Here is a 26,329-nt window from a genome sequence, read left to right on the forward strand (position 1 = left end):
CTGCCCCATGCTGCCGGCCGAGTGGCGATGATCAATGCTTGGATTGCTGGCATCACCCAGTCCAAGCCTTTATCCGCTTCCTTCAATTGATCATCGCCCCACAGACGCCGCCCCCTGAGCCGTTCCTGAAGACCAACCAACGGGGGGCGGGCGAGCAGCAGACAGTGCCCGTCAATTGGCAAAGCGCAGTTCACATGTAGCTTCATCGCTCACAGATAGCTAACGTGCGCAACCTTTGGCAAAGGTGCGAAGGCTGGAAGTAGGGCCGCAGTCATCGCCACAGTTCTTTGTTAACGGATTATCTTGCCATGAAGGCATGAAGCATCAGTGCTTCAGGTTGGCATCTAAAGGGGTGGCGTGATCGAATCTGCCCAGAACACCCCCTGTCCCCTGGGAGACGATTTTTCCACCCCCCTAGGGTTTGCTGTCTTTGCGTGGCCGCATGCGGCTTCTAGATTGCCAAGACCCCCTTATTACTGAGCAAGCAGAACATGGCCTTCATCAATTACGTGACTCAGATCCAGTTTGACTTTGGCGCCGTGCAAATGCTGCGCCAGGAATGCGAGCGTGTCGGTATCAGCAAGCCGCTGATCGTGACCGACCCCGGCGTCAAGGCGGCAGGAATCTTGCAAAAAGCCATAAATGCACTGGGCGGCCTGCCCCATGCCGTATTTGATCAGACTCCTTCCAACCCCACTGAAGCGGCTGTGCGCGCTGCGGCTGAAATCTACAAAGCCCAGAACTGCGATGGATTGATCGCTGTGGGCGGTGGCAGTGCCATTGACTGTGCCAAAGGCGTGGCAATTGCGGCTACGCATGAAGGCCCGCTTTCGTACTACGCGACGATTGAAGGCGGCTCGCCTCGTATTACGGAGCGAGTTGCTCCGCTGATTGCCGTACCCACCACCAGCGGCACGGGCAGCGAGGTAGCGCGTGGCGCCATCATCATCGTGGACGACCATCGCAAACTGGGTTTTCACAGCTGGCATCTGGTGCCCAAGGCTGCCATCTGCGACCCCGAGCTCACCTTCGGCCTCCCCCCCATGCTGACGGCAGCAACCGGCATGGATGCCATAGCCCATTGCATGGAAACCTTTATGGCCTCGGCCTTCAATCCCCCGGCTGACGGCATCGGCCTGGACGGACTGACCCGGGGCTGGGCGCATATCGAGCGGGCCATGCTCAATGGCAACGACGCGGAAGCCCGCCGCCAATTAATGAGCGCAAGCATGCAAGGAGCCATGGCTTTTCAGAAAGGGCTGGGCTGCGTGCATAGCCTCAGTCACAGCCTGGGCGGCATCAACCCACGCCTGCACCACGGCACGCTCAACGCCATGTTTCTGCCCGCAGTCGTGCGTTTCAATGCCGAAGCCGAAAGCGTTCAGCGCGAGGACCGCCTCAACCGGATGGCACATGCCATGGGTCTCAGCAGCGGAAGCGATATCCCCGACGCGATCCGAGATATGAATGCCCGCCTGAACCTGCCATCGGGTCTGGCTGCCATGGGCGTGGAGCGCGCGCAGTTTGATGCAATCATCAGCGGTGCACTCAAGGATCACTGTCACGCCACCAATCCACGGCTGGCATCCGCACAGGACTATGAGCAGATGCTCAGCACCTCGCTCTGACAGACTGCACACAGCGCTCAAGCCTCAACGACAGGACCCTGCTTGAGCGCTTCGCGCACATCGTCCATCAATTGCCTCGCCATGCTGCTGAGCACCTCGAGCTCATCGTCGGACATGTTTCGAGGCTCGTCATCAAGTATGGAAAGGCAGCCCAGCACATTGCCTTTCTTGTCCACCAGAGGCACACCCGCGTAAAAGCGCAGCTTCAGGCTATGCACCACCGAGTCGCTTGCAAATCGGGGGTCTCGCGCCAAGTCTCCGACCACAATGGCCTCCTCTTCATACACGACATACGAGCACACCGTGCCATCACGAGGGAAGCCTTGTTGAGCGCCCTCTTGCGCTGACAGCGGAAGCAGACTGCCCGGCGCAAAGACATGTTCAGCATCCACCCAGGAAACTTGAGCCCACTTGGTGTTGAAAGCGTTGACTGCCTTCTTGGCCGTATCGCGGTATAGCGCTGTCAATGCTGGTGCCAGCACTCCGCTTTCATGCAGCATTTTGACGCGCTGCTCATCATCATCGGGAATCGGAGCAGCAATCACACACTCGCCGGGATCTCCAACCTGCATGGCCTCTACCCAGAGATGCAACTCACGCAGACTGGTCACGCAGGCCTGCGCTCCTGTCTGCCGGGAAAACTCGGGGTCAGCTGCCACGGCTGGAGCATTCCACAGGCACAGCACCACTCGTGCACCCGGCCAATGGCGGCGAATGCGCCGCACAATGCGTCTCGCCATGCTTTGTGGCTGGTGATTGAAAATCGACAGCACCAATAAATCCGATTGCTTCACGGCCTGAACCCACTCGCGATCCGCCAACAAGCCATTGGCATCAAACTGCAAGGACTTCGAGTCCGGGGCAAGTGCCCATCCGGAGCAGCTAACCTCATGACCATGCAAGCTCTCTGCATGGGCCACCATGGCTGCGCCCAGGGCATCCACCTCCCAGCGCACACCTGCGCAATGAATGCGCAGGCATCGACGCTGATCACCTTCACCGGGAGCTACCCGGGCATGCTCGCCACTGCTTCTGAATGCATATTGGTCCTGCAACTCCTCAAGCAAGGCTGCCATGCCATTGGACAGCCGCAAGCGATGTTCGGCCGTCGCCGACTCCAGATGCTGCTGGGTTGCAATACGCAGAGCAGGAATGGCAACCTCATCATAAAACCCGCTGACGGCACTGGCTCTGTCATCCTGGTTGGGCTTCGAGAGCAGGCGCTCCTCCACGGACTGTACGGCCATGCTGATGGCATCATCAGCGTCATCGGCCAGCAGACGCTGGTACAGCCGTTGCTGCGGCCCGAGAACAGGCTCGCTGCCCAGCAATACCTCCATGAATTTGAGCGAGGGAATGTAGCGCCCCAGCACCAGCAGGCACACCGTCAAAGGAGTGGAAAGAATCAGGCCGATCGGCCCCCAAAGCGCCGTCCAGAAGGTTGCAGCGACAATGATTGACAAGGTCGACAAACCTGTACTTGAGCCATATAGCCACGGCTCGATCACATTGTTGCTGATCAGCTCCAGCAGCAGAATCAGGCCCAGAGTCATCAAAAACATGTCCCAGCTGGGATCGACCGCAAAAGCCAGCGCCAGCGGAAATACCGCAGACATCATCGGGCCCACATAAGGCACAAAACGCATGATGGCACCCAGCACGCCCCAGAGAATCGCCCCTGGCACACCAATGAGCAACAAGCCCATGGCGAGTGGCACGCCATAGCTGACATTGACGATGAACTGCATGCGCAGATATTTGCCAATGCGCTGCGAGGCCTCATCCAGCGCATCGGTGGCCACATTGAGGTTGCCTCCCACCAGCCTAAGCAACCGATCCCTCAATTCGTCCCTGTCGAGCAGAATCAAAATGACAAACAGCAACACGATGCCTGCGGTCGTCACCGGCTCGGCAATACGCCCCAGCCACTGCAGCATCCGCGTGGTGGGCTTGGACTCGGGAGGCTGAACCTCCACTTTCTGTACCCGCGCCCTGGCACTATCCACGCTGGCAATCTCCTTCTCCACCGTGTTGTAGGTCTTGAAAACACCATCCCAGGCGCTGGGCATGTTTGCGCTCTTGCGCAGACTGCGCAATTTGTCACGGATTGTCGATTGATAGGTCGGCAGATCGGCACTGAGTTGCTGCACCTGACTACCCAGATACATGCCCAAGCCGCCGAGTGCTGCCAGAGAAAAAGCCACGACCACAATGGCCGAAGCCATTCGCGGCAGCCCCCAGCGCTTGAGCTTGCTGACAGCAGGGTCGAGCAAGAAGCCGAACAGCATTGCCAGGGCCAGTGGAATCAGCATGTCCCGCCCGAAATAGAGGGCAAGAATCACGATGGAAGCAATCATCAGCCCGATGAGCAAACGCAGGGCCGGCAGCATTTCCGCCAGATGCACAAGCCCCGGAGCCACGTTGGCCCTGGCTCGTCTGTCCATGCCCTCCCACAAACCGGGAGCTGGCTGCCGGCCCTCTCCGGCCGAACCCGCCTCTCGCGAGAAAGTCTCGATTTCGACCGGTGCCCCCGCATACGGCTTGGTTGGCGCAACCGCGCCAAAGTTGACCTCGGGGATTGCAGACGACTCATCGGACGGGGAATTCTCGTTTCGGTTCTCTGACATTGGCATCCTTGATGGACTGTTGTCTATGATTTTCTGAGACAAAGTGCGCTCATCCAGAATTCCAACTGGCTCTGCCCCCCTCTGCTGTCAGGCTTTGTCGTAATTTGCAAAAAAGCGCTATAGAGCCTCGACTCGACCCGGATCAGGTGCATGCAGCCACTGCGCAAACTCATCGGCCAGTTGCAGACTGGCCGCCGCCGCAGTATTCCAGGCCTTGGCGCGTGCATCATGGTCTGTGCCATAGCTCAGAAAATCGTGCCGATCCGGCAACTTGGCGTTTGGCAGGCAAGCCACCCAGGCGGGATCAGGGGCCAGCACAATCATCGAGTCCAGATACGAACTCGGTCCATGACGCCATTTCAGCCCCTTGTCCAACCATCCAGGAATCACCGCCTTCTGAAAATGAGGATATAGCACCACCCCATCGCCGTTACGAGAGGCCAGATAATCCAGATGCATGTGATAGTCGGTAATGCCGCCATCCCAGTAGGCACCCTTGGGAGCATCTGAAATGTCTTGCACGGCATCCAGCACGAAAGGGATGGAGCAACTGGCTCGCAAGGCTTCCATGAAATTACTCTCCGTCAGCCGGGTCTGTGCAGACCGAATGTCCGCAACACCAAAGGGAAGAGCATGCACAGCATCGCTTGCAGAAGAGGAAAAGATCACCCGCTCCAGCAAGCAGCCCAATGCCGACCGATGCAATGCATTGCCTGCAAACGCGGCCGCATAGCCCAATGGTGTGCGCCAGGGCGATGCACGTGACAGCAGGCCACGCCCGCGGGCGGCGATCACATGCAGCCTATAGCGCGGATTCGCCAGAACCTCACTCACACGCCCCCCGTAAAAATCCTGCAGCGACTGCGCAAACCGCTCACTGACCAGCGACGACGGCGTGCGCCTCTGCCCTTCGGGGGGATCGAAGCGCTGTGCAATATAGTCACGCTCCAGTCGCTCAAAGGCTTCCACTGGTGCGTCCAGGCAAGCCGTCGCCATGCGCCAGGCACCAATGGAGGCTCCAATCAGATCCACCGGCTGCGCGCTGGCCTGCAACCACTGTCCAAAGATGAAGCGATCCAAAGGTCCGAGAATCAAGCCCTTGGGACCGCCTGCAGCCGCCGGTATGACTCTGACCATATCCGGCTGCAAGCCCCGCCGCTCTATAGATTGCCGCGCCTTGAGACCGGCATAGATTCGCAATGCTCTTGTGGATGACGTCATGTGGGCATTGTGCTTGCAAGCCCCGTTGCTCGCGATCAGCTCGGCGACTTCACCAGTTGAGCGTGACCGAGGTACCGCCACCGGGTCGAGCGGAGATGCTCAGTTTCGCCCCCATGACAAGCGCTCTGCGGCGCATATTGACCCACCCCATGCCAGCAGATGCTACGCCCGGGATTTGCCTGCCATCAGCCGGTCTGACAGGCCCCGCATCCTCAATGCTCAGGCGAGCATGCACAAAGGAGGCATCTGAAACATTTGAAGCACTTTTCCACTGTTCGTCGGCAGCCAGCGTGATCCAGAGTTCAGGCGCGTCAGTGTGCTGCAGCACATTGCTCACGGCCTCCTTCACCACTGCCATGATTTCCTCGGCCATGGCGCCGCATGGCAGACTGCCGGTATCGCCAGACATCTCCGGGTCCCAAACATCCCAGTGCAGATTCATGCCTCGATGATCCAGCACAGGTTGCAGCCTGTGCCTGAAACGAGCAAGAAGGACACCCAAGGGTTCGTTTCGGCTATCCATGGAATCAACAATCAGCCTTAGATCGAGCAGGCATTGTTCTGCGTTGCTGCGAATCGCCGGGTCCGTGCCGAGCCCGGTCAGGCTGATCAGCTGCACCAGTTGGCTGCCGACATCGTCATGCAATGCCTCCGCTATGCGCCTGCGCTCCAGCTGTACCTCTCTCGATGGACGTGCGCTTTTACGTCTGCGCCACAGCACGCTGCGATATGCCAGAGGCAACAGCCAGACGACAGCCGCCATGCTGCCCGCCGCGCCTAGCGCAGCAGTCCACCAGGGAGCTGAATTGAACACCGCTCCAGGCTGCAAAAGCCAGGGCAGCCACAGCAGCAGCTGAACACTCCACAGAAGCAGCTGCCAGACGTAGGACATGGTGAATGCGTTCGCAGATACTGGCGCCTAGAACCAGCCACGCAGGTAGGCGAAACGCACGGCTTGTGCTCGGGTGCGCACCTGGAGCTTTCGATAGATGTTCTTGATGTGCGTGTTGACCGTCATGGTGCTGATCTCCAACTGCACGCCGATCTCTGCACTGGTATTGCCACTGGCAACCATGCGCAAGACCTCGCATTCGCGGCTGGAGAGCCTGTCGGACATACCGGCCCCCGGCACGGCCCCGGTGGCCGGCCGCTTGTCATACCGCTGCAACAGCCGCCTGGCGAGACTGGGAGTGATGGATGCACCGCCATTGACGACCTGCAGCACCGCTTGAGGATAGTTGCCAAACCAGGAGTTCTTGACCAGATAGCCGGTTGCCCCCAGCTCGAAAGCGTGCAACACCTGCTCCTCCGTCTCCACCACCGAAACCACAATGACCTCGGCCTGCGGGCGCTGGCTTTTCATCACCTCGATCAACTCAAGACCATCGTCAGCCCCCAGCTTCAGATCCAGCAACATGACATCAAACTCATGTTGACGAATGGCTTTTCTTGCATCCTTGAGGTTGTCCGCCTGAGCAACCACCATGGTGCGCCGATCATTCATGATTTCCTGTGCGATCACCATGCGCAGATGCGCATCATCGTCCACCAACAGAACTCTGACGGGCTTGTCGGGCTGCCCCACCATATGATCGGGCCACATGGAAGGACTACCGAGCTCCACAGCCATGGGTCGGAGCATCAGGGCATCACCAGAGTTGTTTGCACCGTTCGGGTCCATTTCTCTCTCCTGGCCAGAGTTGCCTGCCGGGGACTCAGGATGGTGCTCAAGACACCATATAGATAAAAACTCCCCAGCGCGTCATTAGATAGTTTTTAGCAATTAAAACTGCAACTCAGCGTAAGAAAAAATGCAATTTGAGTAATCACGGTTTTCTGACGACACCTACTCAAAACCGCCGACTCCTCGTCACAGGCGCCAAGGAGCCCTAAAACTGAACATCCAGAGAGCCTGCCGCGTGCCAGTCGATGGATGCCTGACGCAGCACCATGTCGATGTCCATGCTCAGCGCCAGTCCAGTTTCAGCAGGGAAAGTCACAGCCAGCTGGCGCTCACCCCAGTTAAGCGCTCGGGTCGATGCCCGCCAGATGGCCAGATGCAGCACCCCCGTCAAGGGCTCGAATACAGGCTGCTCCATCGGCGCATGCATGAACTGAAAGGCATCGCTGATCTGCTCCGGAAAATTCCACTGCCGCGCCAGATGGGCCGTAATCTGCCCCGAGCAATAGCCCATCAGCTGCATTTCCACCTGAGGGCGCTTGGGATGCATGGGCTCCAGCAACTCGGAAAGTCGGAAGAAAGTGTCAGGGTCGGCAGCCTGCAGCAACAGCTCTCCCAGGCCATGCAGCAGTCCCAACGCATAGGCCTGCGAGGCGTTGGCCTGAACCGACATTGCAAGCGCGCGCGCCATGCGTGCCGTGTCCAGGCTGTAGCGCCAGAAATTCGCCAGACTCCAGCCTGCCGAAACATGAGATGCGCTGACTGGAGCCGCCTTCTGCACCAATTGCCGCAACTGAACCGGCGCCAGCAGCACCAGTGCTTCGGGAATGCTGTGCACGCGCTGCCCCAGCAGATGCGCTGGCCCATTGGCCGCAGCCAGCAGACGAGCGGTCAGAACCGGATCGCTGGAAAACAATTGCACCAGGCTGCGCATGCCGGGCTCCGGCTTGCGCAGTTCACTCGACAGCAGCGCAACGACGCGCGGCTGGCTTGGCAGCAATACATGCTGCTCCAGCAACGTTGACAGGCTCAATGGTTTGACGCGGCTCATCTGGATCAAAGGCAGTGGCAAGGCTGTCGCCACCACGAAATGAACACGAGTGGGCCCATAGGAAGGTCAGAGCTTTTCATCTCTATTCAGTTGCACTGGCTGACCCATGACCAGCTGGCTGGCAAGCTTGCGTGTCAGGGGTTGTAACACGGAAAAGTGATCAGCCCCCTGAACCGAGACACAGTGCAGCTGATTCGATTTTCGTGCGGCGCACATATTGTCAAGACTGTTGATATTGCCCGGGCTCTTGCTGCCCTCGATGATCCACGTCGGGCTCTTTATGGCATGCAGCCAGTAGACGGGCGAACGCAAGCGCTTTTCATCCGCCGAGAGCAAGCCCCATTTCACGGGCCAGCCATAGCCGCCGATCTCGTCCACCGGACCAAAAGCGAACACCCCCTGAACGGGCAAGCCAGCCGTCGCCGTCAGCAAGGCCAGCGTGGCTCCGGTGCTGTGCCCACCGAGATAGATGCGTGCCGGATCGACATAAGGCAGCTGTGCGGCCTGCAGGATGGCTGCTGCCACGTCCTGCACTTCCCCCCAGAAATACTCACGCTGGCCGGGATTGTCATTGCCGCCGCGCAATGCGGGAAACAGCATCGCCATGCCAGCCTTGCGAAAAGCGCTGGCGCTTTGATCATTGGCGGCTGGCCCTTCGCTCCAGAAATCGCCCAGGCTATTGGTATCTCCCCCCGTCAGCCAGACCATCAAAGGCTGCTTCCTCCCATCTCTGGGATCCGGGGTGACAAAGGCATTGAGTTTCAGATCCCCGCTCCGATAGCTCATGGGAACAAACAGCTGAGAAGGCGGTGTCGGCATCGGCTGGATAGGCTTATGGGCCGCCGGCAACAAGGCTGTCGCAATCTGTGTTGTCTTGCCGGCACGAGCCTGCATCAGGCTTTGCAGAGCGATTTCGCCAGAAGCGATCTGTTGATCCACCAGCTGCTCGATCTGCACCTGCTCCGCGTGCTGGCTCTCGTGCTGCTTGCGAGCGGCAGCGTGACGCACTTTGGCCACCTCATGCTCTGCCATCGCTGCACGCGTGATGCAGCGCCGCTGCTGATCTATGTTGATGCCCTCTTCCTGGGCCTTGTCAACCTGGGCAAGATTGAGCTTGACGGTATGACAAAAGTCATCGTTCTCTGGCGCCAGGGCTGGTGGCCAGACCAGGGGTGCAGGCTGCTGGGCATGGGCCTTGCTTTTGATTCTGTCCAACGATATCCAGCCGCGCGATGCCATCTTGGCGCCGATAAAGACCACCAAGATTGCCACCCCTATGGCCGGCAGTATTACCCGCCCTCTCGCTTTGCGCATTGATGTGCTCCCACAAAAAAGCCGCCTGTAATATGAATTAAGTGGCGGCCCGGTAGGAGATTATTTCTTCAGTCCCTGCAACTTCGCAAAGGCTGATGCCATGGCGTTTTGCTCTGCGGGCTGGTTGCCACGCTGGGGTTGCGCATAGCCACCACGGTTGCCGGCGCCGTAACTGTTGCCACGACCAGCGCCTTCAAAGCGGTTATCGCGCGGGCCATCGCGGCGCGCAGGCGCAGCGTCCAGCTTCATGGTCAGGCTGATGCGCTTGCGGTCCACATCGACTTCCAGCACCTTGACCTTGACGATCTGCCCGGTCTTTACCACTTCACGCGCATCTTCGATGAACTTGTGACTCATCTGGCTCACGTGCACCAGTCCGTCCTGATGCACGCCCAAGTCCACAAACGCGCCGAACTGGGCCACGTTGCTGACCGTGCCCTCCAGCGTCATGCCTTCCTTCAGGTCCTTGATGTCTTCCACACCATCATTGAAGCGGGCGACGACAAAGTCGGGGCGCGGGTCGCGGCCGGGCTTCTCCAGCTCGCCAAGAATGTCCTTGATCGTCACAGCACCAAATTTGTCATTGGCAAACTGTTCAGGCTTCAAAGACTTGAGCACTTCGCCACGACCCATGATCTGGTCCACGGGCTTGCCGGTAGAGACAATGATCTGCTCCACCACGGGATAGGTTTCGGGGTGAACGCCTGTCATATCGAGCGGATTGTCGCCACCGCGAATGCGCAGAAAGCCTGCGGCCTGCTCGAAGGTCTTGGCCCCCAGACCGGCCACTTCCATCAGTTGCTTGCGGTTCTTGAACGAGCCATTGGCATCGCGCCAGCGCACCACCGACTTGGCGACCGAACCCGACAGGCCTGAGACGCGCGTCAGCAGCGGAGCCGAAGCGGTGTTCAGGTCCACACCCACGGAGTTCACGCAATCCTCGACCACGGCATCCAGCTGGCGCGCCAGCTCGCTCTGGTTCACATCGTGCTGGTACTGGCCCACGCCAATGCTCTTGGGGTCGATCTTGACCAGCTCGGCCAGCGGATCCTGCAGGCGGCGGGCAATCGATGCCGCACCACGCAGGCTCACATCGATGTCCGGCATTTCCTGCGCCGCAAACTCGCTGGCCGAATAGACCGAGGCACCTGCCTCGCTCACCACCACCTTGTCGATTTTCTTGTCGGCCTTGGAGGCTATCTTGATCAGGTCCGCCGCCAGCTTGTCCGTCTCGCGGCTGGCCGTACCGTTGCCGATGGCGATCAGATTGATATCGTGCTTTTCCACCAGACGGGCGAGCACCGCCAAAGAACCATCCCAGTCGCGGCGCGGCTCGTGCGGGTAGATGGTGGTCGTGTCCACCAGCTTGCCGGTGCTGTCCACCACGGCCACCTTGACGCCGGTGCGAATGCCGGGGTCCAGGCCGATCACGGCACGCTGGCCGGCAGGCGCCGCCAGCAGCAGGTCGCGCAGATTGTCGCCAAACACCTTGATGGCCACCTTCTCGGCATCTTCGCGCAGGCGGCTGAACAGGTCGCGCTCGGTGGACAGGCTCAGCTTCACGCGCCATGTCCAGGCGACGCATTTACGAATCAGATCGTCAGCGGCGCGCTTGGCATGGCTCCAGCCCAGGTGCAGCGCGATCTTGCCTTCAGCAAGGCTGGGTTGGCCCGGTTCAGGCTCGACCGGTTGCACCAGCTTCGCTTCGAGAACCTCCAGTGCACGGCCACGGAACACGGCCAGGGCACGGTGCGAGGGCACGCGGCCAATGGGCTCGTCGTATTCGAAGTAGTCGCGAAACTTGGCGACCTCGGGGTCGTTTTCGTTCTTGCTCTCGACCTTCTTGGACTTGAGCAGGCCCTCATCCCACAGCCATTCGCGCAGCTTCTGCACCAGTGCCGGGTCTTCGGCCCAGCGCTCGGACAGGATGTCGCGTACGCCGTCCAGCACGGCAAAGGTGGTACTGAAGTCGGGGCCGGGCTTGCCATCGTCCAAGGTCGTCGCGGGCTTGCAGAAAGCCTCGGCTTCCTTGTGCGGATCCAGTGTGGGGTCGGCAAACAGCTTGTCGGCCAGCGGCTCGATGCCGAACTCCTTGGCAATCTGGCCCTTGGTACGGCGCTTTTGCTTGAAGGGCAGGTAAATGTCCTCCAGCTCCTGCTTGGTCGGCGCACTGGCAATCGCCAGGCGCAGCGCATCGGTCAGCTTGCCTTGCTCGTCAATGGCCTTGAGCACCGTCTCACGGCGGTCGTCCAGCTCACGCAGATAGGTCAGGCGCTCGTCCAGCGTGCGCAGTTGCGTATCGTCCAGACCGCCCGTAGCCTCCTTGCGGTAGCGGGCCACAAACGGAACCGTGGCGCCGCCATCGAGCAACTCCACAGCCGCGCTCACCTGCTGCGGCTTGACATTCAGTTCTTGAGCAATCTGACCAATGATTTTTTGCATTCGATATTCGCCCCACGGCGTTCAACACAGGAAGCCAATGAGTTTGCCATAGGCATGCCGCCAGACTGCCCTCGATATCCAGCATAAGTGCAAGCAAACCTTAAAAACTATGCTTTCCATAGCTGCTTTCCCTTGATGAGCATGCACGGAAGGCCAATTTCATTAAAATTATTGCGACATGCCCGATACCTTCCAGGACGATTTTTTTGCCGATGAGCTGCCTCCACCCGGAGACGGTACCGGTAAGGCTCGGACTGAAGAAGCGCCGCAGGCCGATGACACAGTTGAACGCAAACCCAGGCGCGGCGCTATTTCTCTGGCCCCTGCAGCTGCGCAGTACCAGGACCTGGCCGCGCAACTGTCTCCCCTGCTGCGCATGGGCGTCTCGACCTGGTCCTATCCGGGCTGGGAAGGCCTGGTCTGGGACGGTGCCTACGACAGCAGCGTGCTGGCCAAAAAAGGTCTGACGGCCTATCACCAGCACCCACTGCTACGCACCGTCTGCGTCGACCGCAGCTTCTGGCGGCCGCTGACGGCCAGCCAATATGCAGCCTTTGCCGCGCAGGTCGATGACGACTTTCGCTTTGTCGTCAAATGCCCGGCCGGAATCACCGATGCCCAGGTACGCAGCGAGGAAGGCAAGCCGCGCGAGAGCAACCCGGCGTTTCTCGACCCTCACCTGGCCATAGAGCATTTTGTGGAGCCCACACTCGAAGGACTGGGCAGCAAGCTGGGCGTTCTGGTCTTTCAGCTCAGCCCCCTGCCGTGGAGTCTGCTCAGCCGCCCCGGCCTGCTGATGGACAAGCTCGGACTGCTGCTGTCCGCCGTAAGGCAGGCGCTACAAGCACATCCGCAAGTCGTCGTGGCCGTCGAGGTCAGAGACCCCGAGCTGCTGACCCCGGCGCTGCCCCAGACACTCAAGACCCATGGCGCAACCTTCTGTCTAGGCTTGCACGGCAAGATGCCGCCCATCGAGGCGCAATTGGACATGCTGCGTGCGCTATGGCCCGGGCCGCTGGTCTGCCGCTGGAACCTGAATCGCATCTTTGGCGCCTATGGCTATGCCGATGCCCAGAAGAAGCACCAGCCGTTCAACGAGATCCTCAGCGAAGATCGGCATACCCGCGAGCGGCTGGCCCGCACGATTGCCGGCATCACCGGTGCCGGTCAACCCGCTTTTGTGACCATCAGCAACGATGCCGAGGGATGTGCCCCCCGCTCGATAGCGCTGCTGGCGCAGGCGCTTGCGAGTCTTTCAGACTCAGGCTCTGACAAGCATCCGCGGCCGTCATCCTGAATTAATACTCGAATCCCCCTCAGACGCTTACTTTCAAAGCGCTGATGGCTATCAAAAACAAAGCCCGACAGGCCACAAACCTGCCGGGCTTTCTGAATGAGAACTTCAATTAGTCCTTCAGCGCCGCCAGCGGGTGCGAATGCGCAGGCCAGGGGCTGTCAAAGAACGCTTGCCACTCGGCATCGCTCACCTCTTCGATGCTGGCGGGATTCCAGTGCGGGCTGTGATCCTTGTCCACCGCCAGTGCGCGGATGCCCTCCACGGTCTCGCTGCGACCCGGACGCAGATAAAAGCAGTGGCGCACCATATCGCGCTCCATGCGCAGATCTTCGGCCAGATCCATCTGGCGCGCACGGCGGATTTGCTCCAGCACCACATGCAGCATCAGCGGCGAGCGCTTGCGCAGCGTGGCAGCTTCGGACTGGGCCCATTCGCTGCCGGCCTGCAAGGCCTGCACAACCGCAGCCACCGTGGGCTGAGAAAAACAGGCATCGATTTCCGCGCGGTGAGCGGTTGTCTTTGGTTCGGCGCTCACAAAGCGGGAGCGCACCACGGCATTGAGCGCCTCTACATTGGCAAAGTCCGTGGTCGCAAGGGTCTCCCACAGCTCTGTCTGCTGTTCGGCAGGAATGCAGCCATCGGCCAGACCAAAAGCCAGGGCATCGCCCGCTCCGATGGTGTCGCCGGTCAAGGCCAGCCATTCGCCCACGGCACCGGGGCAGCGCGAGAGGAAATAGCCCCCCCCCACATCGGGGAACAGGCCAATGGCCGTCTCGGGCATGGCCATCTTGGTGCGCTCGGTCACGATACGCAGCGAGCCGCCCTGGCTGATGCCCATACCGCCGCCCATGACGATGCCGTCCATGAAGGCGATATAGGGCTTGCCAAAGCTGTGAATCAGATGGTTGAGCGCATATTCCTCGGTGAAGAAATCTTCGAGCTGCGGATTGCCGCTGCTGCCGGCCGCGTGCAGGAAGCGAATGTCGCCACCGGCGCAGAACGCCCCGAACACCCCTTCCTTGTTGCTGCCACGAATGGCCACGCCCAGAATCGAGTCGTCTTTTTGCCAGGCCAGCAAAGTACCCAGCAGATCGCGCACCATACCCAGAGACAGCGCGTTGAGCGCCTTGGGCCGGTTGAGCGTAATCATGCCCAGCTTGCCACGGACTTCGGCAATCACATCGGACATATCGGCGCTCGGGGTGGGGGTCATTGTCTTGCTCCTTGAATCAATTCCATGCTGGTCGCCAATCGGTCGCCAGGCCATGCGCACCGATTATGCGGTTGCACTCCACGCAAGCAGGGACAAGGACGTGACAAATACCGCCAGCATCGCAGCCACAAAGCCCGAGCGGTCTGCAATGCTGACTAATATGGGAGCCGTGCCAGGCTGCAGCTTCACCAGCTTCTGCGGCCCACCTTCTGCCTCATGAACGAACTGCCACCACCGCCCGAAACCCCTCGCGAAGAACCGCACCTGGAATCCAAGCAGCTTTCCGCGCCGCTGCGCTATCTGCTCATTGCCTTTGCGCTGGTTTGCGTGATATTGGGGCTGATAGGCGCCGTGGTTCCCGGCATGCCCACCACGGTATTCATATTGATGGCCGCCTGGGCGGCTGTGCGCAGCTCACCCAGACTGCATCGCTGGCTCTATGCTCACCGTGTGTTCGGCCCGCTGCTGCACAACTGGGACACTGGCGGCAAGGTCAGCCGCCGTGCCAAATGGACGGCAACCGTCAGCATGGGCGCCAGCAGCCTGCTGATTCTGTATTTCTCGTACAAGCCATGGCTCACGGCCATGACGCTGAGCATCATGGCCTGCGTATTGCTCTGGCTGTGGCTCAGGCCGGAGCCGCAGGTCTAGAGCAGCTCACTGCAGCGCTCCACGAAGCGTGTGCAGGCAATGTTGCCGCCAATTCTTGGTTCTGGACAACACACGCTATCGGGTAGGAAAGACCAACAGCTAGGGCAAGTGTCTGCCCCCCCCAAGAATGCCTGCTCTGGCCACGGCATCGGCCACGTGCATCGACATGCAGGAGCCTCTCGCGCAGGGAGCCGGCGCGGAAGCAACCAGGCCGACCCGCGTGAGCCGGGCGACAACGACACCTGCAATATCCCGATGACCTCCACTCAGGTTCCGGCCAGGGGCTGGGAAGGTGACAGCACATCCGGGAAAAATTGCGCGCCTGCGCCGATGAGCATAAAACGCCAAGGCCGCACGATGATCAACATCAAGGGCAACAGGAAACCGAGTCACCAACTGATCGACGTCAAGTGCTGCGCCTTCACGCGCTAGCGCAGCGCATCAGCGGCCGCCGCGGCATTGGCGGGCTGCGCTGGTGTGACTCCCCAAGCACAGCGATGCTCTCGCCATGCTTTCTCTCCGTATCTCATTGGCAGGCGCCAACGTAACAAAGAATGTCCTGATCCACAGACACTCGACTCCAACTGCAAGCCCCAGGGAGGGTTTGACCCACAGAGTATTGAGGCCAATGACGGACGTGACTGCGACAACTAAGCTGCGTGATCGCCGCTACGAGCGAGCAGATGGGTAGGCCGCTGCATGAACACGCTCCTGACGCGACTCTTCAAGGTGCTCCATGAACGTGGTGCCTGTGTAGCGGGAGCGGAACAGGCCGGCTTCCACCAGGCGGGGTATCAACTGCTCCAGCACGCAATGCAGGGACTCGACGGAGCCGCCGGGCGCGGCCAGAAAGCCATCGATGGCGCCGGCGGCGCTCCACTCGGTGATCTGCGCCACGGCATCGTCCACCGTGCCGACCACCTGCCAGTGCGCGGCGGAGAGGATTTCCGGCCGCAGCAGCAGCTCGTCGATGCGCAATGACTCGCGCTCCATCAGGCGCCTGAGCAGGCCCGCATGCGTGCGGCTGGACGGGGTTGCCACGGGCGGCGGAAGGTCGGCTGCGGTGATCGGCCGGTCCGCGGGCCAGTCCGTCAGGTCCAGGCCGACCATGGCCTTGATCGATGCCAGCTTGCGGCCCCTGTCCACCCGGCCGTGCGTCTGCTGGAACATCTCCCGGGCCTGCTCGCGGGTGTCGGCCAGGTACAGGCTCAGGCCGGGCAGCAGGCGCACATCCTGTGCCCGGCGACCATGGCGCTGGGCGCGCCGAGACAGGTCCCGGCGCAGCTCCAGCGCCGCGTCCAGGTCCGGCGTGGGCGCGAAGACAATGTCTGCCACCGATGCGGCAAAGTCGCGCCCGGTGCTGGATGCGCCCGCCTGCACCAGCGGAATGCGCGGGCCTCCGAACTCCGGCAGGTTCAGCGGGCCGCGCACCTTCAGGTGCGGTCCCTCGTGGTCTATGGGGTGGACCAGCGAGGCATCGGCGTAGCGGCCGCTGTGCCGGTCGATCTTCAAGGCCTCGTTGGGGAAGCTGGCCCACAGCCGGCGCACCACGTCGGTGAACTCTGCGGCCCGCGCATAGCGTTCATCGGCATCGGGCATGGCCTGCAGCCCGAAGTTCTCGTGGCCCTGCAGGGCCGTGACGATGTTCCACCCGGCGCGTCCGTTGCTGATCCAGTGCAGCGACTGCAGCTGGCGCGCCACCGCATAGGGCGGGAAAAACGTGGTCGATACCGTGGACACCAGGCCGATGCGCGAGGTCTCGCGTGCCAGCGCGGCCATCAGCACCGTGGGGTCCAGGCTGGCGAAGCCCGCGCCCGTCTCCAGCGCCTCCATGGGCAGAAAGCTCACGTCCGGGCGGAAGACGAAGTCCAGGTGCGCGGCCTCGGCGCGCCGGGCCAGGTCCAGGGCGAAGTCGCTGGAGTACAGCCCTTCGATATTGCTGCCGGGCCGCCGCCAGGCGTCGCCGCTCAGCCAGGTGGGGGCCAGCGAAAGGCCGATGTGCAGGGGTTTGCGGGTTGTCATGTCTGCTGTCATTCCCATCTCAGAACGTTCCCCGCACGCCCACGCCGATCATGCGCGGCGCGGTCATGCTGGCCTCGATGCCGCCGATGCCGCGGTTTTGCTGCAGGTACGTCGGTGCGCGCCTGTCGAACACGTTCTTGATATAGCCGTACAGCTGCACGCGCGCGCTGTAGGCATAGGTCATGCGCAGGTCGGCGATGGTGTTGGAGCCGACCGCATAGGCGCGCGTGTTGGCGGTATCGGAGTAGTAGCCGTCCAGGTGGCGCACCTGGCCGGAGACATTGAACCGGGGGCTGGCGTCCCAGCTCACGCCCAGGCTCAGGTTGTAGCCGGGCGAGCGGGCGAAGCGGTTGTGCTCGTAGCCGGGGTTGCTGCCCATCTCCTCGATGCGGGTGCGCAGCACGCCCACGCCGGCCTTGATCCGCAGGTTGTCCAGCGCGCGGTAGTCGGCGCCCAGCTCGAAGCCGTAGGCATGGGCCTTCTCCGCGTTGATGGTGTAGGACTGGGCCACGCCCGGGGAGATGACCACGGGGATGTTGTACTGCGCATCCCGCATGTCCATGTAGAACAGGTTGGTGTTGAGCATCAGCCGGTCATCGAGCAGGCTGGCGCGGCTGAACAGCTCGTAGTTCCAGATCGACTCCTTCTTGAAATACGCCCACTGCCGGCTGGTGAGGTTCAGCGACACACCGCCCGGGTTGTAGCCCCGGCTGACCAGCGCGCCCACGGTCCAGCGCGGTGTGGCGGCATAGGCCAGGGACAGCTTGGGCAGCAGTGCCGAGAAGGTTTTTGTGTAGTCGAGGGCGGTGGGTGCCAGCACCGAAGTGCCGGTGCGCACCACCTCGTCCTGTTGGTAGCGCAGGCCGCTGGTCAGGGTCCAGCGGTCGGCCAGGCGCCAGTTCAGCTCGCCGAAGACGCCCAGGTTCTTCTTCGTGTCGTCGAAGGCGGACAGGCCGCGCAGCAGCAGGCTTTCGTCCGTGCCGGTGCGCGCGTAGTAGACGCCGCCGAAGCCGCTCAGGCGGTCCTTGTCGCTGCCCACCAGGGCGCGGAACTCATTGGAGACATTGTTCTGACGGATATCGGCATCGCCCTCGCCGGGAATGCCGGTATAGCGCTGCACGGACGAGCGCGAATACTGGGACTGGTTGACCAGCCGCACGCCGTTGCCCAGCTCGTAGCTGAGGTCGAGGATGCCGGTGTCGGTCTTCTGCTTCCAGCTGGGCATGGTCGTCGTCCAGTGCTCCAGCGCGCTGAACGGAGCGGACGCCGCCTCCTGGCTGGGGCGGTTGCTGTCGTTGTGGGAATAGGTGAACTTGGCCTCCAGGCCGGGAATGCGGCTGGGCAGCCACAGGAACTTCATGCGTGCGTTCAGCGCGCGGAAATCCTGATCGGCCTGGCCCCGCTGGAACTGCGGATTGGTGTAGTCGATGAAGGTATCGCGCCCCGAGTAGTCCACGGCCAGCCGCGCGGCCAGCTCCTCGCCCACGGGGCCGGAGACGGCGATGGACGCACGCCGCGATTGGTAGTCGCCCGCCTCCAGCTGGTAGGCCCCTTCGCGCTTGAAGCTGGGGTCCTTGGTGTTCACGACGATGGCGCCCGCAATGGCATTGGCGCCCTGCGAGGTGGTCTGCGGGCCGCGGAACACCTCGATGCTCTCCACATCCCAGACCGAGGTCGCGCCGAAGAACATCTCGTTGTAGTTGAGGTAGTGCCCATCCAGATTGATGGTGGCGCGCGGCACCGTGCCGCCCCAGAAGACGTTCTGGCCGTTGTTGGGGCCCTGCGTGTCCTGTCCGCGGATGATGGGCGCACCCACCGTGTCGGTGTAGATCACGTTGGGCACGTCATGCAGCACCTCGTGAACCGAGGCATTGCCGCTCTCCTCCTTCTCGATGTCCTTGCCAGATTTGACCGACACGGAGGATGCCGTGTCCTTGAGTTCGCGTCTGACCTTTTCACCGCTGACCACGACCACATCAAGCGTGGCGGTTTCCCCCTCGCCTTCGGAGCCCGACACACCCTGTGCAAAGACGCCGGCCGGCGCCATCAAGGTAGAGAGTACGACAGCGCCCGCCCGGGAGGGGAGCCTGCGATGCAAACACAGTTTCACGGCATCTTCCTTTAATGAGAATGATTCTTGTTTTTATGTTACAGCATGATGCATAGAAATTCCACCATTAGGAATTCATTCCTACCTGCGGAAAGAAAGAACAACACTGCAAAGATGTATGCGTACCGGGGGTGCCTTCCACCCGAAAGGAGCCGGTATCATCGAGACCAGCGGCGCCCGGGCGCCCACCTGCGATGCTCCAAGTACAGGCAAGGAAGCCGAGCCTTTGAAAACAACAACACCTCAGACAACCGCCGGGGAGAAGCGCTCCGGCACCATCCAGTCGGTCTCGATCGCCGCCCGCTTCCTCATGGTCCTGGCCAATGCCGAAAGCGAGCTGGCGCTTGGCGAGGTGGCAAGGCGCACCGGAACGGGGGGCTCCACGGCCCACCGCTACCTGCAAAGCCTGGTCAAGGAGGGTCTGGCAAGACAGGACCCGGCCAGCGGCCTCTACGACCTGGGCAGCGCGGCACTGAGCATCGGCATTGGCGCGCTCAAGCGCGTGGATGCGGTGGAAATTGCGGCGCAGCATATGAAGTCGCTGACACACCAGCACGCGCTCAGCGGCGGCGTGGCCATCTGGACCGACCGCGGGCCGACCCTGGTGCGCTGGTATCGAAGCGCCTACTTCTCTATCAATCCGCTGGCGCTTGGCGACATCCTTCCCATAGACAACACCGCCTGCGGTCTGGTGTTCCAGGCCTTCCTGCCCAAGGCCACCATCGACGCCGCGCGCCGCCAGCAACCCGCCCATTTCCGCGGCAAGCCACCGACCAAGGCCGTGCTCGATGAAGTGCGCGAGCGCTGCTGGTCCGAATTGACCAGCCACCTTCTGTCCAACGTCACGGGCCAGGCAGCCCCGGTGTTCGACGCACAGCATGAGATCGCCTGCGCGGTCACCACTGTCTCTGACCTGGGCCAGCTCAAGTCGCCCGACGACAGACATGCGCTGCTGCGCGAAGCCAGCCTGATCAACCAGGCTACAGGCGGACGAGCCTTTGGCTCAGACTCTCCCTAGAAGCGACGCGCAAGAAGATACCCCGGCGCTTCAGCCTTGCATGGCATGCACCGCCTTGCGCCCCCTTGGCACCACCAGGGGAGTCCCGGTCACAGGGTCAGGAATGATCACCGATGACAGGCCGAACACCTCCTCAACCAATTGCTCGGTAAAGATCGCCCCGGGCTTGCCCTGTGCGGCGATGCGCCCGTCACGCATGGCGATCAGGTGTGAGGCGTAGCGGCAGGCGTGGTTGAGATCGTGCAGCACCGCAATCACGGTGCGGCCGGCCCGGTTGAGGTCCGCCAGCAACTCCAGCAACTCGATCTGGTGTGCAATGTCCAGAAACGTCGTGGGCTCGTCCAGCAACAGGATGGGCGTCTGCTGCGCCAGCACCATCGCAATCCACACACGTTGGCGCTGCCCGCCTGACAACTCGTCCAGAAGCCGATCCGAAAGGGCCATCACATCAGTGGCCTGCATGGCCTCGGCCACCGCCTGCTCGTCGGCATCCGTCCACTGCTTCAGGAAAGACTGATGGGGGTAGCGCCCACGCGCCACCAGGTCTGCCACCGTGATGCCCTCGGGCGCGATCGCGCTTTGCGGCAGCAATCCCAGGCGCCGCGCGACCTCCTTGGCGGGCCATTGCGCGATATGCCTGCCATCCAGGATGACCCTCCCTATGGCCGGTGCCAGAAGGCGCGACAGCGCGCGCAGCAGGGTGGACTTGCCGCAGGCGTTCGGCCCCACGATGACGGCAAAGGAACCATCTGGAACAGCAAGGGACAGGCCCTGCGAAATGGTGCGCTCGCCGTAGCGCAGCGTCACTGCATCAGCACTCAGTCGATGTGTCATGGCCGGTCATGCCCCACAAGCAATAGGTTCTTAGGCATTACAAATTTGGAATGCATTCTACAATGAGGAATATCCTGAAGAACCTGGATGCACTCGGCCCTGTCACGGTCAGATCGATATGAACAGACTAAAACTTACCGCCCTGGGCGCAACTGCGGCACTGTCCGTGCTGGCCGGTATCGCGCTCATGCAGCGCAACACCGCCCCCGAGGCGGGCGCCACGCAGCAGACCTCGCTACCGCAGCGCATCGTGTCCACCTCGCCCAGCGTGACGGGCATCCTGTTGGCCATCGAAGCCCCCGTGGCGGCAACCGCAGCCACCACGCCCAGCCGGTTGACCGACGACAAGGGCTTTTTCTCGCAATGGGCCCATGTTGCCGACGAACGTGACGTGCAGGTGCTCTACCGCAACCTGCAGTTCGACATTGAGGCCGTCCTGGGCGCCAACCCTGATCTGCTGGTGGCCTCTGCCACCGGCGCCGACAGCGTGGCCCAGCACCGTTCCGAGCTGCAGGTCCAAGGCGTTCCCATGGTCATGGTCGACTACTCCAGCCAGTCCTGGCAGGACATCGCCACGCAGTTGGGCAGCATCACCGGTCGCACGAAGGAGGCAGCGGCGGCGATTGCCCGCTTCGATGCCCACGTCGCCCAGGCCGCCGGATCCATCACGCCACCCGCCAAGCCGGTCAGCATCGTCGCCTACAACCTGGCCGGCAGCTACTCCATCGGCCGTCCTGCCAGCCCGCATGCGCGGCTGCTGGCCGCGCTGGGCTTCAAGGTGGAAGGTCTGCCGCCCACGCTGGCCGCGCAGGTGACGCGCTCCTCGGACTTCGAATTCATTTCCCGCGAAAACCTGTCGGCCGCCATCACCGGGGATGCCGTCTTTCTGCTGGGCGCCTCGCAAAGCGATGTCCAGGCCTTCCTGGCCGACCCGCTGCTGGCCAACCTTCCAGCCGTCGCCGGCCGGCGCGTCTATGCGCTGGGGCCGACATCGTTTCGCATCGACTACTACTCCGGGCAACAGATGGTCGATGCCGTGGCCAGCCATTTCCACTGAACCATGCATGAATTGCCTGAACGCGCGATGGCGCGGCCCGCTCAAGGCTCACGCCGGCGCCGCAGTCGCAGCCTGGGCTTGACGACCGGCATGCTGGCCTTAGGCCTCATCGCCATGCTGAGCATCACCGTGGGCTCGCGCGACATTGCGCTGGCCGACATCCTCGGGGCACTGCGCGCACCGGACCTGGGCGATGACCGACATCTGGTGGTCAGCCTGCTGCGCATGCCTCGTACCGTGGTGGCCATCCTGGCCGGCATGGCCCTGGGCGTTGCTGGCGCGCTCATGCAGGCCGTGACCCGCAATCCTCTGGCCGAGCCGGGCCTGCTGGGTGTCAATGCCGGCGCAGCCCTGGCCGTGCTGATCGGCATGACGGCCTTCGACCTGACAACCGTGGCCCAGTATGTCTGGTGCGCCTTTGCCGGCGCGGGGCTGGCCGGCGCGGCCGTCTTCGCGTTCGGCCAGTTTCGGGGGGCGGGCACGCACCCGGTGCGCCTGGTGCTGGCCGGGGCCGGCCTGTCCGTCATGCTCACCTCCAGCGCCGGCATCATCCTGCTCAATGCGCCTCCGGAAGTCTTTGACGGCTTCCGACACTGGGCAGCCGGTTCACTGGAGGGCAGCGGCTACGCCAACGCCGCCGTGCTGGCGGCCGCCGTAGCGGCAGGGCTGGCGGCGGCCTGGGCCATTGTCGGCCAGCTCAACGCCATGGCGCTGGGCCATGACCTGGGCCTGGCGCTGGGCGTCAATGTCCGCGCCACCGCTCAACTAGCCTGCGTTGCGGTCATGCTGCTGGCCGGCGCAGCCACGGCTGCCGTAGGCCCCATCGCGTTTGTCGGCCTTGTGGCCCCGCATATTGCGCGCCTCTCGTCCGGGCCCGACTACCGCTGGATCCTGCCGCTGTCAGCGCTCTACGCTGCAGTGCTGCTGCTGGGTGCCGACGTGCTCGGCCGCGTCATCGCAACGCCCGCGGAAGTAGCTGCGGGCATCGTCGCCTGCCTGATCGGCGGGCCGTTCTTTGTCTGGGTGGCGTGCAGATACCGGTTAAGCAGGCTATGAAGGCGTCCGTGAAGACCCCGGTACTGCGCTGGGGCCCATATTCGTTCCGCTGGCGACCAAGGCCGCTGGCCGCGGGCATGGCACTGGTCGTTCTGACCCTGATGCTGGGTGTGTTGCTGCTGGGCACGGGAACCCTGTCGCTGAGCCCGGCCGAGGTGCTGGACAGTCTGCTGAACACGGGCGCCAGCCCCGCCGCCGAGCGCGTGGTTCTGCGCGTGCGGCTGCCGCGCGTGCTCACGGCGGTCTTCGTGGGTGCGGCGCTGGGCATGGCCGGTGCCATCTTCCAGTCCGTCTCCCGCAATGCGCTGGGCTCGCCGGACGTGATCGGCTTCACCACGGGCGCAGCCAGCGGGGCAATTGCGCTGATCGTACTGGGCGATGCCGGACCACTGTGGATATCGCTGGCCGCCGTGCTGTCGGGCATGGCCACGGCGGCGGTCGTGCTCGCGCTGTCCAGCGGCCGGCGCGTGGCAGGGGGCTACCGGCTGGTGCTGGTGGGCATAGGCGTGGGGGCCACGCTCTCGGGCCTGAACACCATCCTGCTGGTCATGGGCGATCTGGACCGGGCCGTCTCCGCACAGCGCTGGCTGGCCGGCTCGCTCAGTGCGCGAACCTGGGCGCATGTCGTGCCGGCCGCGTTCAGCTTCGTCGCCATCGTGCCGGTCGTGCTGCTGTGCGCCCGCCGCATCAACCTTCTGGAACTGGGCGATGACGCAGCCACCCAGCTCGGCATCAACGTGCCGCGTACCCGGCTGATCATGGTGATGTGCGCCGTTGCCCTGACGGCCATTGCCACGGCGGCGGCCGGGCCCATCGCGTTCATCGCGCTGGCAGCGCCCCAGGTGGCCAGGCGCCTGGGCCGGTCGCCCGACGTGCCTCTTTTCACGGCCGCAGCCATGGGGGCCGTGCTGCTGCTGGCGGCCGACCTGCTCAGCCAGTGGGCGCCGGTGCACCTGCATCTGCCTATTGGACTGGTGACGGGCTTGCTAGGTGGGGTGTATCTGCTGTGGCTGCTTTTTCGCTCCCGCAAGGGCTAGGAGTGCAACAGCAGAAGTTGAGACACCACTTCTATCTCTCTTCGAGCCATCGCCCTGAAGAGGCGTACGACATCATGCGACCTGGATAGAAAAAGGGCTCCTAACTTTATAGTTAGGAGCCCTTTTAGATTGGTCGGAATGGCGGGATTCGAACTCGCGACCCCTTGCACCCCATGCAAGTGCGCTACCAGGCTGCGCTACATTCCGTGTCGATGACGCTATTGTAACCGATTTTCGACCATCTTTTGGGAAGGCTGCAACTCAAGCAGTTGCTCGGTTATTAGCCACGACGGTCATCTGGCGCTGCAGGTTTCATAGCAAACCTCGCAGCGGCATTGAAAAAGGCCTGTGATTTTCATCACAGGCCTTTTCAATTTGGTCGGAATGGCGGGATTCGAACTCGCGACCCCTTGCACCCCATGCAAGTGCGCTACCAGGCTGCGCTACATTCCGTGTCGATGGGATGAATTATAGGGAGGAAAAACACCCTCCCCGGGGAAAACGCGCACTTTTTTCAAAAAAGTATCGAACTGGTGCTGAAAGCTGCAGGCCTGATATCAACGCACACCCGGCCGCATAAGCGCTCAGCACACTCCGGCCAATCGCGAGCCCTGCGCAGGGCCTGACCAAGACTGCCCAAGGGAACGACAAGAGTGGGCGCTTCAGCGATTCCAGGCAGGCATCCATCGCCGAGTCACTCCTGTTCCATCCGCTGACGCTGTCATCCCCGAACCTCCTGATCAAACCTGGTCCACCAGGAATGACTGTTATTCCTTGATCACGAAACCCTCAGTACTCACTCTCGCTCAGCTGGCTTCACCCAGCCGCTTTGCACGGCAATATCGATAGCACCAACACGGTGCACACAAGAGATTTCCCTGAGTCCTTGAGGTAAAAAAACCACTGTCATATCGCTGAAAAGATGATTTCATCGGCATCCGCGGAACTGCAGAGCAAGCTGTATACAAACCCCCGCTATATTTCAAAACGTAAATCCAATATCTAACTCGAGAGGACACTCATGAAGACTGCTTTTATCGCCATGGCTGCAGCCCTGGCCTGCTCCGGCGCCGCTTTTGCCCAGAGCAATGTGCAACTGACCGGACTGGCCGATATGTATGCCGGCTCGGTCAAAATGGCCGGCCAGGATCGCAAGGGCGTTGTCGGCTCCGGCGGCATGACCACTTCCTGGTGGGGCCTGAAGGGCACGGAAGACCTGGGCGGCGGCCTGAAGGTCGATTTCAACCTCACCGCCTTCATGCGCATGGACACGGGTGAACCCGGCCGCTTCCCCGGCGATACCTTTTTCTCGCGCGATGCCAACATCGGCCTGAACGGCAACTTCGGCCGCATCGGCCTGGGCCGCGACAAGGCGCCCAACTTCCTGCCCACCATTCTGACCAACCCCTTCGGCGATTCCTTCACCATCTCGCCTCTGGTGCTGCACGCGAACACGCCCACCGCAGCCTGGGGCGGCAACCGCCTGACAACGCCCGCCGACACCGGCTGGAGCAATATGCTGGTCTACACGACACCTAGCTTTGGCGGTCTGACTGCCAATGTCTACTACCAGTTCGGCGAGCAAACGACTCCTGGCAACAAGAGCAAGAAGAACGTCGGCGTGAACGCCCTGTACTTCAACGGTCCTCTGAGCCTGACGGCCTTCTACGAGCGCGACCAGATCACCAACCCCGGCAGCGGCACAGTCATGCCCACCAAGAGCGACTGGATGGTCGGCGGCAGCTACAACTTCAACGTCGTGAAGCTCTACGCCACCTACGGCCAGGCCAAGGTCAAGGATCTGGATAGCAAGAGCAAGACCTACTCGCTGGGCCTGGACATTCCTGTCTCCGGCACCCCCGGTACTGTCAAGGCCGCCGTGGCTCGCACCAAGTACGAAGCGGCCACCGACGCCACCCGCACCACAGCAACCCTGGGCTACGACCACTTCCTGTCCAAGCGCACCGATGTCTACACCGCTCTGATGTACGACCGCGTGACCGATGCCAACCCCAAGACCGGCACCAGCCTGATCGCCGGTATCCGTCACCGCTTCTAAGCACCGGGTTT

At 62.0% G+C, this 26,329-nt stretch carries 19 protein-coding genes and 2 tRNA genes; 8 read left to right on the forward strand and 13 right to left on the reverse strand.

The annotated features are described in order from the left end of the window. Window positions 1-491 precede the first annotated feature (491 nt). Window positions 492-1,628, forward strand: coding sequence for an iron-containing alcohol dehydrogenase (locus AAIL67_RS20920; protein ID WP_343484774.1), 1,137 nt, complete (start codon window positions 492-494; stop codon window positions 1,626-1,628). A gap of 17 nt (window positions 1,629-1,645) precedes the next feature. On the opposite strand, the gene AAIL67_RS20925 is transcribed toward AAIL67_RS20920, so the two are convergent. The 7 genes from AAIL67_RS20925 to AAIL67_RS20955 all read right to left on the reverse strand — a co-directional run bounded on the left by AAIL67_RS20925 (window position 1,646) and on the right by AAIL67_RS20955 (window position 11,964). Continuing rightward, a complete protein-coding gene (locus AAIL67_RS20925) occupies window positions 1,646-4,072 on the reverse strand; it encodes an AI-2E family transporter (protein WP_343484808.1) in 2,427 nt (808 codons plus the stop codon). A 300-nt stretch (window positions 4,073-4,372) separates the two neighbouring features. Next, entirely contained in the window at window positions 4,373-5,392 is a 1,020-nt protein-coding gene (locus AAIL67_RS20930) for a patatin-like phospholipase family protein (RefSeq protein ID WP_343484776.1), read from the reverse strand. Window positions 5,393-5,525: 133 nt separating this feature from the next. Continuing rightward, a complete protein-coding gene (locus tag AAIL67_RS20935; protein WP_253233117.1) occupies window positions 5,526-6,122 on the reverse strand; it encodes an ATP-binding protein in 597 nt (198 codons plus the stop codon). Window positions 6,123-6,395: 273 nt separating this feature from the next. Further along, window positions 6,396-7,157 (reverse strand): response regulator transcription factor, encoded by a 762-nt coding sequence (locus AAIL67_RS20940; RefSeq protein ID WP_034395630.1) that lies wholly within the window; start codon window positions 7,155-7,157, stop codon window positions 6,396-6,398. A gap of 208 nt (window positions 7,158-7,365) precedes the next feature. Next, the gene (locus AAIL67_RS20945; RefSeq protein WP_034356638.1) at window positions 7,366-8,208 is read right to left on the reverse strand and encodes an HDOD domain-containing protein; all 843 of its coding nucleotides are present in this window, start codon (window positions 8,206-8,208) and stop codon (window positions 7,366-7,368) included. A gap of 66 nt (window positions 8,209-8,274) precedes the next feature. After that, window positions 8,275-9,522: a dipeptidyl aminopeptidase gene (locus tag AAIL67_RS20950; RefSeq protein ID WP_343484777.1), complete on the reverse strand. Its 1,248-nt coding sequence runs from the start codon at window positions 9,520-9,522 to the stop codon at window positions 8,275-8,277. Window positions 9,523-9,582: 60 nt separating this feature from the next. Further along, window positions 9,583-11,964, reverse strand: coding sequence for a Tex family protein (locus AAIL67_RS20955; RefSeq protein ID WP_343484778.1), 2,382 nt, complete (start codon window positions 11,962-11,964; stop codon window positions 9,583-9,585). 178 nt (window positions 11,965-12,142) lie between these two features. On the opposite strand from AAIL67_RS20955, the gene AAIL67_RS20960 reads away from it, so the two are divergent. Further along, window positions 12,143-13,261: a DUF72 domain-containing protein gene (locus AAIL67_RS20960; protein ID WP_343484779.1), complete on the forward strand. Its 1,119-nt coding sequence runs from the start codon at window positions 12,143-12,145 to the stop codon at window positions 13,259-13,261. A 109-nt stretch (window positions 13,262-13,370) separates the two neighbouring features. Here the strand turns inward: AAIL67_RS20960 and AAIL67_RS20965 are convergent, their stop codons facing one another. Then, window positions 13,371-14,474: an enoyl-CoA hydratase/isomerase family protein gene (locus AAIL67_RS20965; RefSeq protein WP_343484780.1), complete on the reverse strand. Its 1,104-nt coding sequence runs from the start codon at window positions 14,472-14,474 to the stop codon at window positions 13,371-13,373. Window positions 14,475-14,690: 216 nt separating this feature from the next. Between AAIL67_RS20965 and AAIL67_RS20970 the strand changes: the two genes are divergently transcribed. After that, entirely contained in the window at window positions 14,691-15,125 is a 435-nt protein-coding gene (locus AAIL67_RS20970; RefSeq protein ID WP_343484781.1) for a YbaN family protein, read from the forward strand. 669 nt (window positions 15,126-15,794) lie between these two features. On the opposite strand, the gene AAIL67_RS20975 is transcribed toward AAIL67_RS20970, so the two are convergent. Both AAIL67_RS20975 and AAIL67_RS20980 read right to left on the reverse strand, forming a co-directional pair. After that, window positions 15,795-17,147: an NtaA/DmoA family FMN-dependent monooxygenase gene (locus AAIL67_RS20975; RefSeq protein WP_343484782.1), complete on the reverse strand. Its 1,353-nt coding sequence runs from the start codon at window positions 17,145-17,147 to the stop codon at window positions 15,795-15,797. 19 nt (window positions 17,148-17,166) lie between these two features. Further along, window positions 17,167-19,257: a TonB-dependent receptor gene (locus tag AAIL67_RS20980; protein WP_343484783.1), complete on the reverse strand. Its 2,091-nt coding sequence runs from the start codon at window positions 19,255-19,257 to the stop codon at window positions 17,167-17,169. A gap of 118 nt (window positions 19,258-19,375) precedes the next feature. Between AAIL67_RS20980 and AAIL67_RS20985 the strand changes: the two genes are divergently transcribed. Next, window positions 19,376-20,275 (forward strand): IclR family transcriptional regulator, encoded by a 900-nt coding sequence (locus AAIL67_RS20985; RefSeq protein WP_034356617.1) that lies wholly within the window; start codon window positions 19,376-19,378, stop codon window positions 20,273-20,275. 30 nt (window positions 20,276-20,305) lie between these two features. On the opposite strand, the gene AAIL67_RS20990 is transcribed toward AAIL67_RS20985, so the two are convergent. Next, window positions 20,306-21,109, reverse strand: a complete 804-nt coding sequence (locus tag AAIL67_RS20990) for an ABC transporter ATP-binding protein (protein WP_034395612.1) — start codon at window positions 21,107-21,109, stop codon at window positions 20,306-20,308. Window positions 21,110-21,227: 118 nt separating this feature from the next. Between AAIL67_RS20990 and fepB the strand changes: the two genes are divergently transcribed. Genes fepB through AAIL67_RS21005 form a run of 3 tightly spaced genes read left to right on the forward strand, consistent with a single transcriptional unit; the run spans window position 21,228 to window position 24,259 of the window. Beyond that, window positions 21,228-22,166 (forward strand): Fe2+-enterobactin ABC transporter substrate-binding protein, encoded by a 939-nt coding sequence (gene fepB, locus AAIL67_RS20995; RefSeq protein WP_343484784.1) that lies wholly within the window; start codon window positions 21,228-21,230, stop codon window positions 22,164-22,166. 27 nt (window positions 22,167-22,193) lie between these two features. Further along, window positions 22,194-23,222, forward strand: a complete 1,029-nt coding sequence (locus AAIL67_RS21000) for an iron ABC transporter permease (RefSeq protein WP_343484809.1) — start codon at window positions 22,194-22,196, stop codon at window positions 23,220-23,222. An 8-nt stretch (window positions 23,223-23,230) separates the two neighbouring features. Then, a complete protein-coding gene (locus tag AAIL67_RS21005; protein WP_343484785.1) occupies window positions 23,231-24,259 on the forward strand; it encodes an iron chelate uptake ABC transporter family permease subunit in 1,029 nt (342 codons plus the stop codon). Window positions 24,260-24,389: 130 nt separating this feature from the next. On the opposite strand, the gene AAIL67_RS21010 is transcribed toward AAIL67_RS21005, so the two are convergent. Then, window positions 24,390-24,466 (reverse strand) — tRNA-Pro (locus AAIL67_RS21010). Between the two features lie 169 nt (window positions 24,467-24,635). Next, a tRNA-Pro gene (locus tag AAIL67_RS21015) sits at window positions 24,636-24,712 on the reverse strand. 568 nt (window positions 24,713-25,280) lie between these two features. Between AAIL67_RS21015 and AAIL67_RS21020 the strand changes: the two genes are divergently transcribed. Next, window positions 25,281-26,318 (forward strand): porin, encoded by a 1,038-nt coding sequence (locus AAIL67_RS21020; protein WP_003063368.1) that lies wholly within the window; start codon window positions 25,281-25,283, stop codon window positions 26,316-26,318. The last annotated feature ends 11 nt before the right edge of the window (window positions 26,319-26,329 follow it).

Origin of the sequence: Comamonas sp. A7-5, assembly GCF_039581385.1 — a bacterium.
GTDB classification, from domain to species: domain Bacteria; phylum Pseudomonadota; class Gammaproteobacteria; order Burkholderiales; family Burkholderiaceae_C; genus Comamonas; species Comamonas thiooxydans.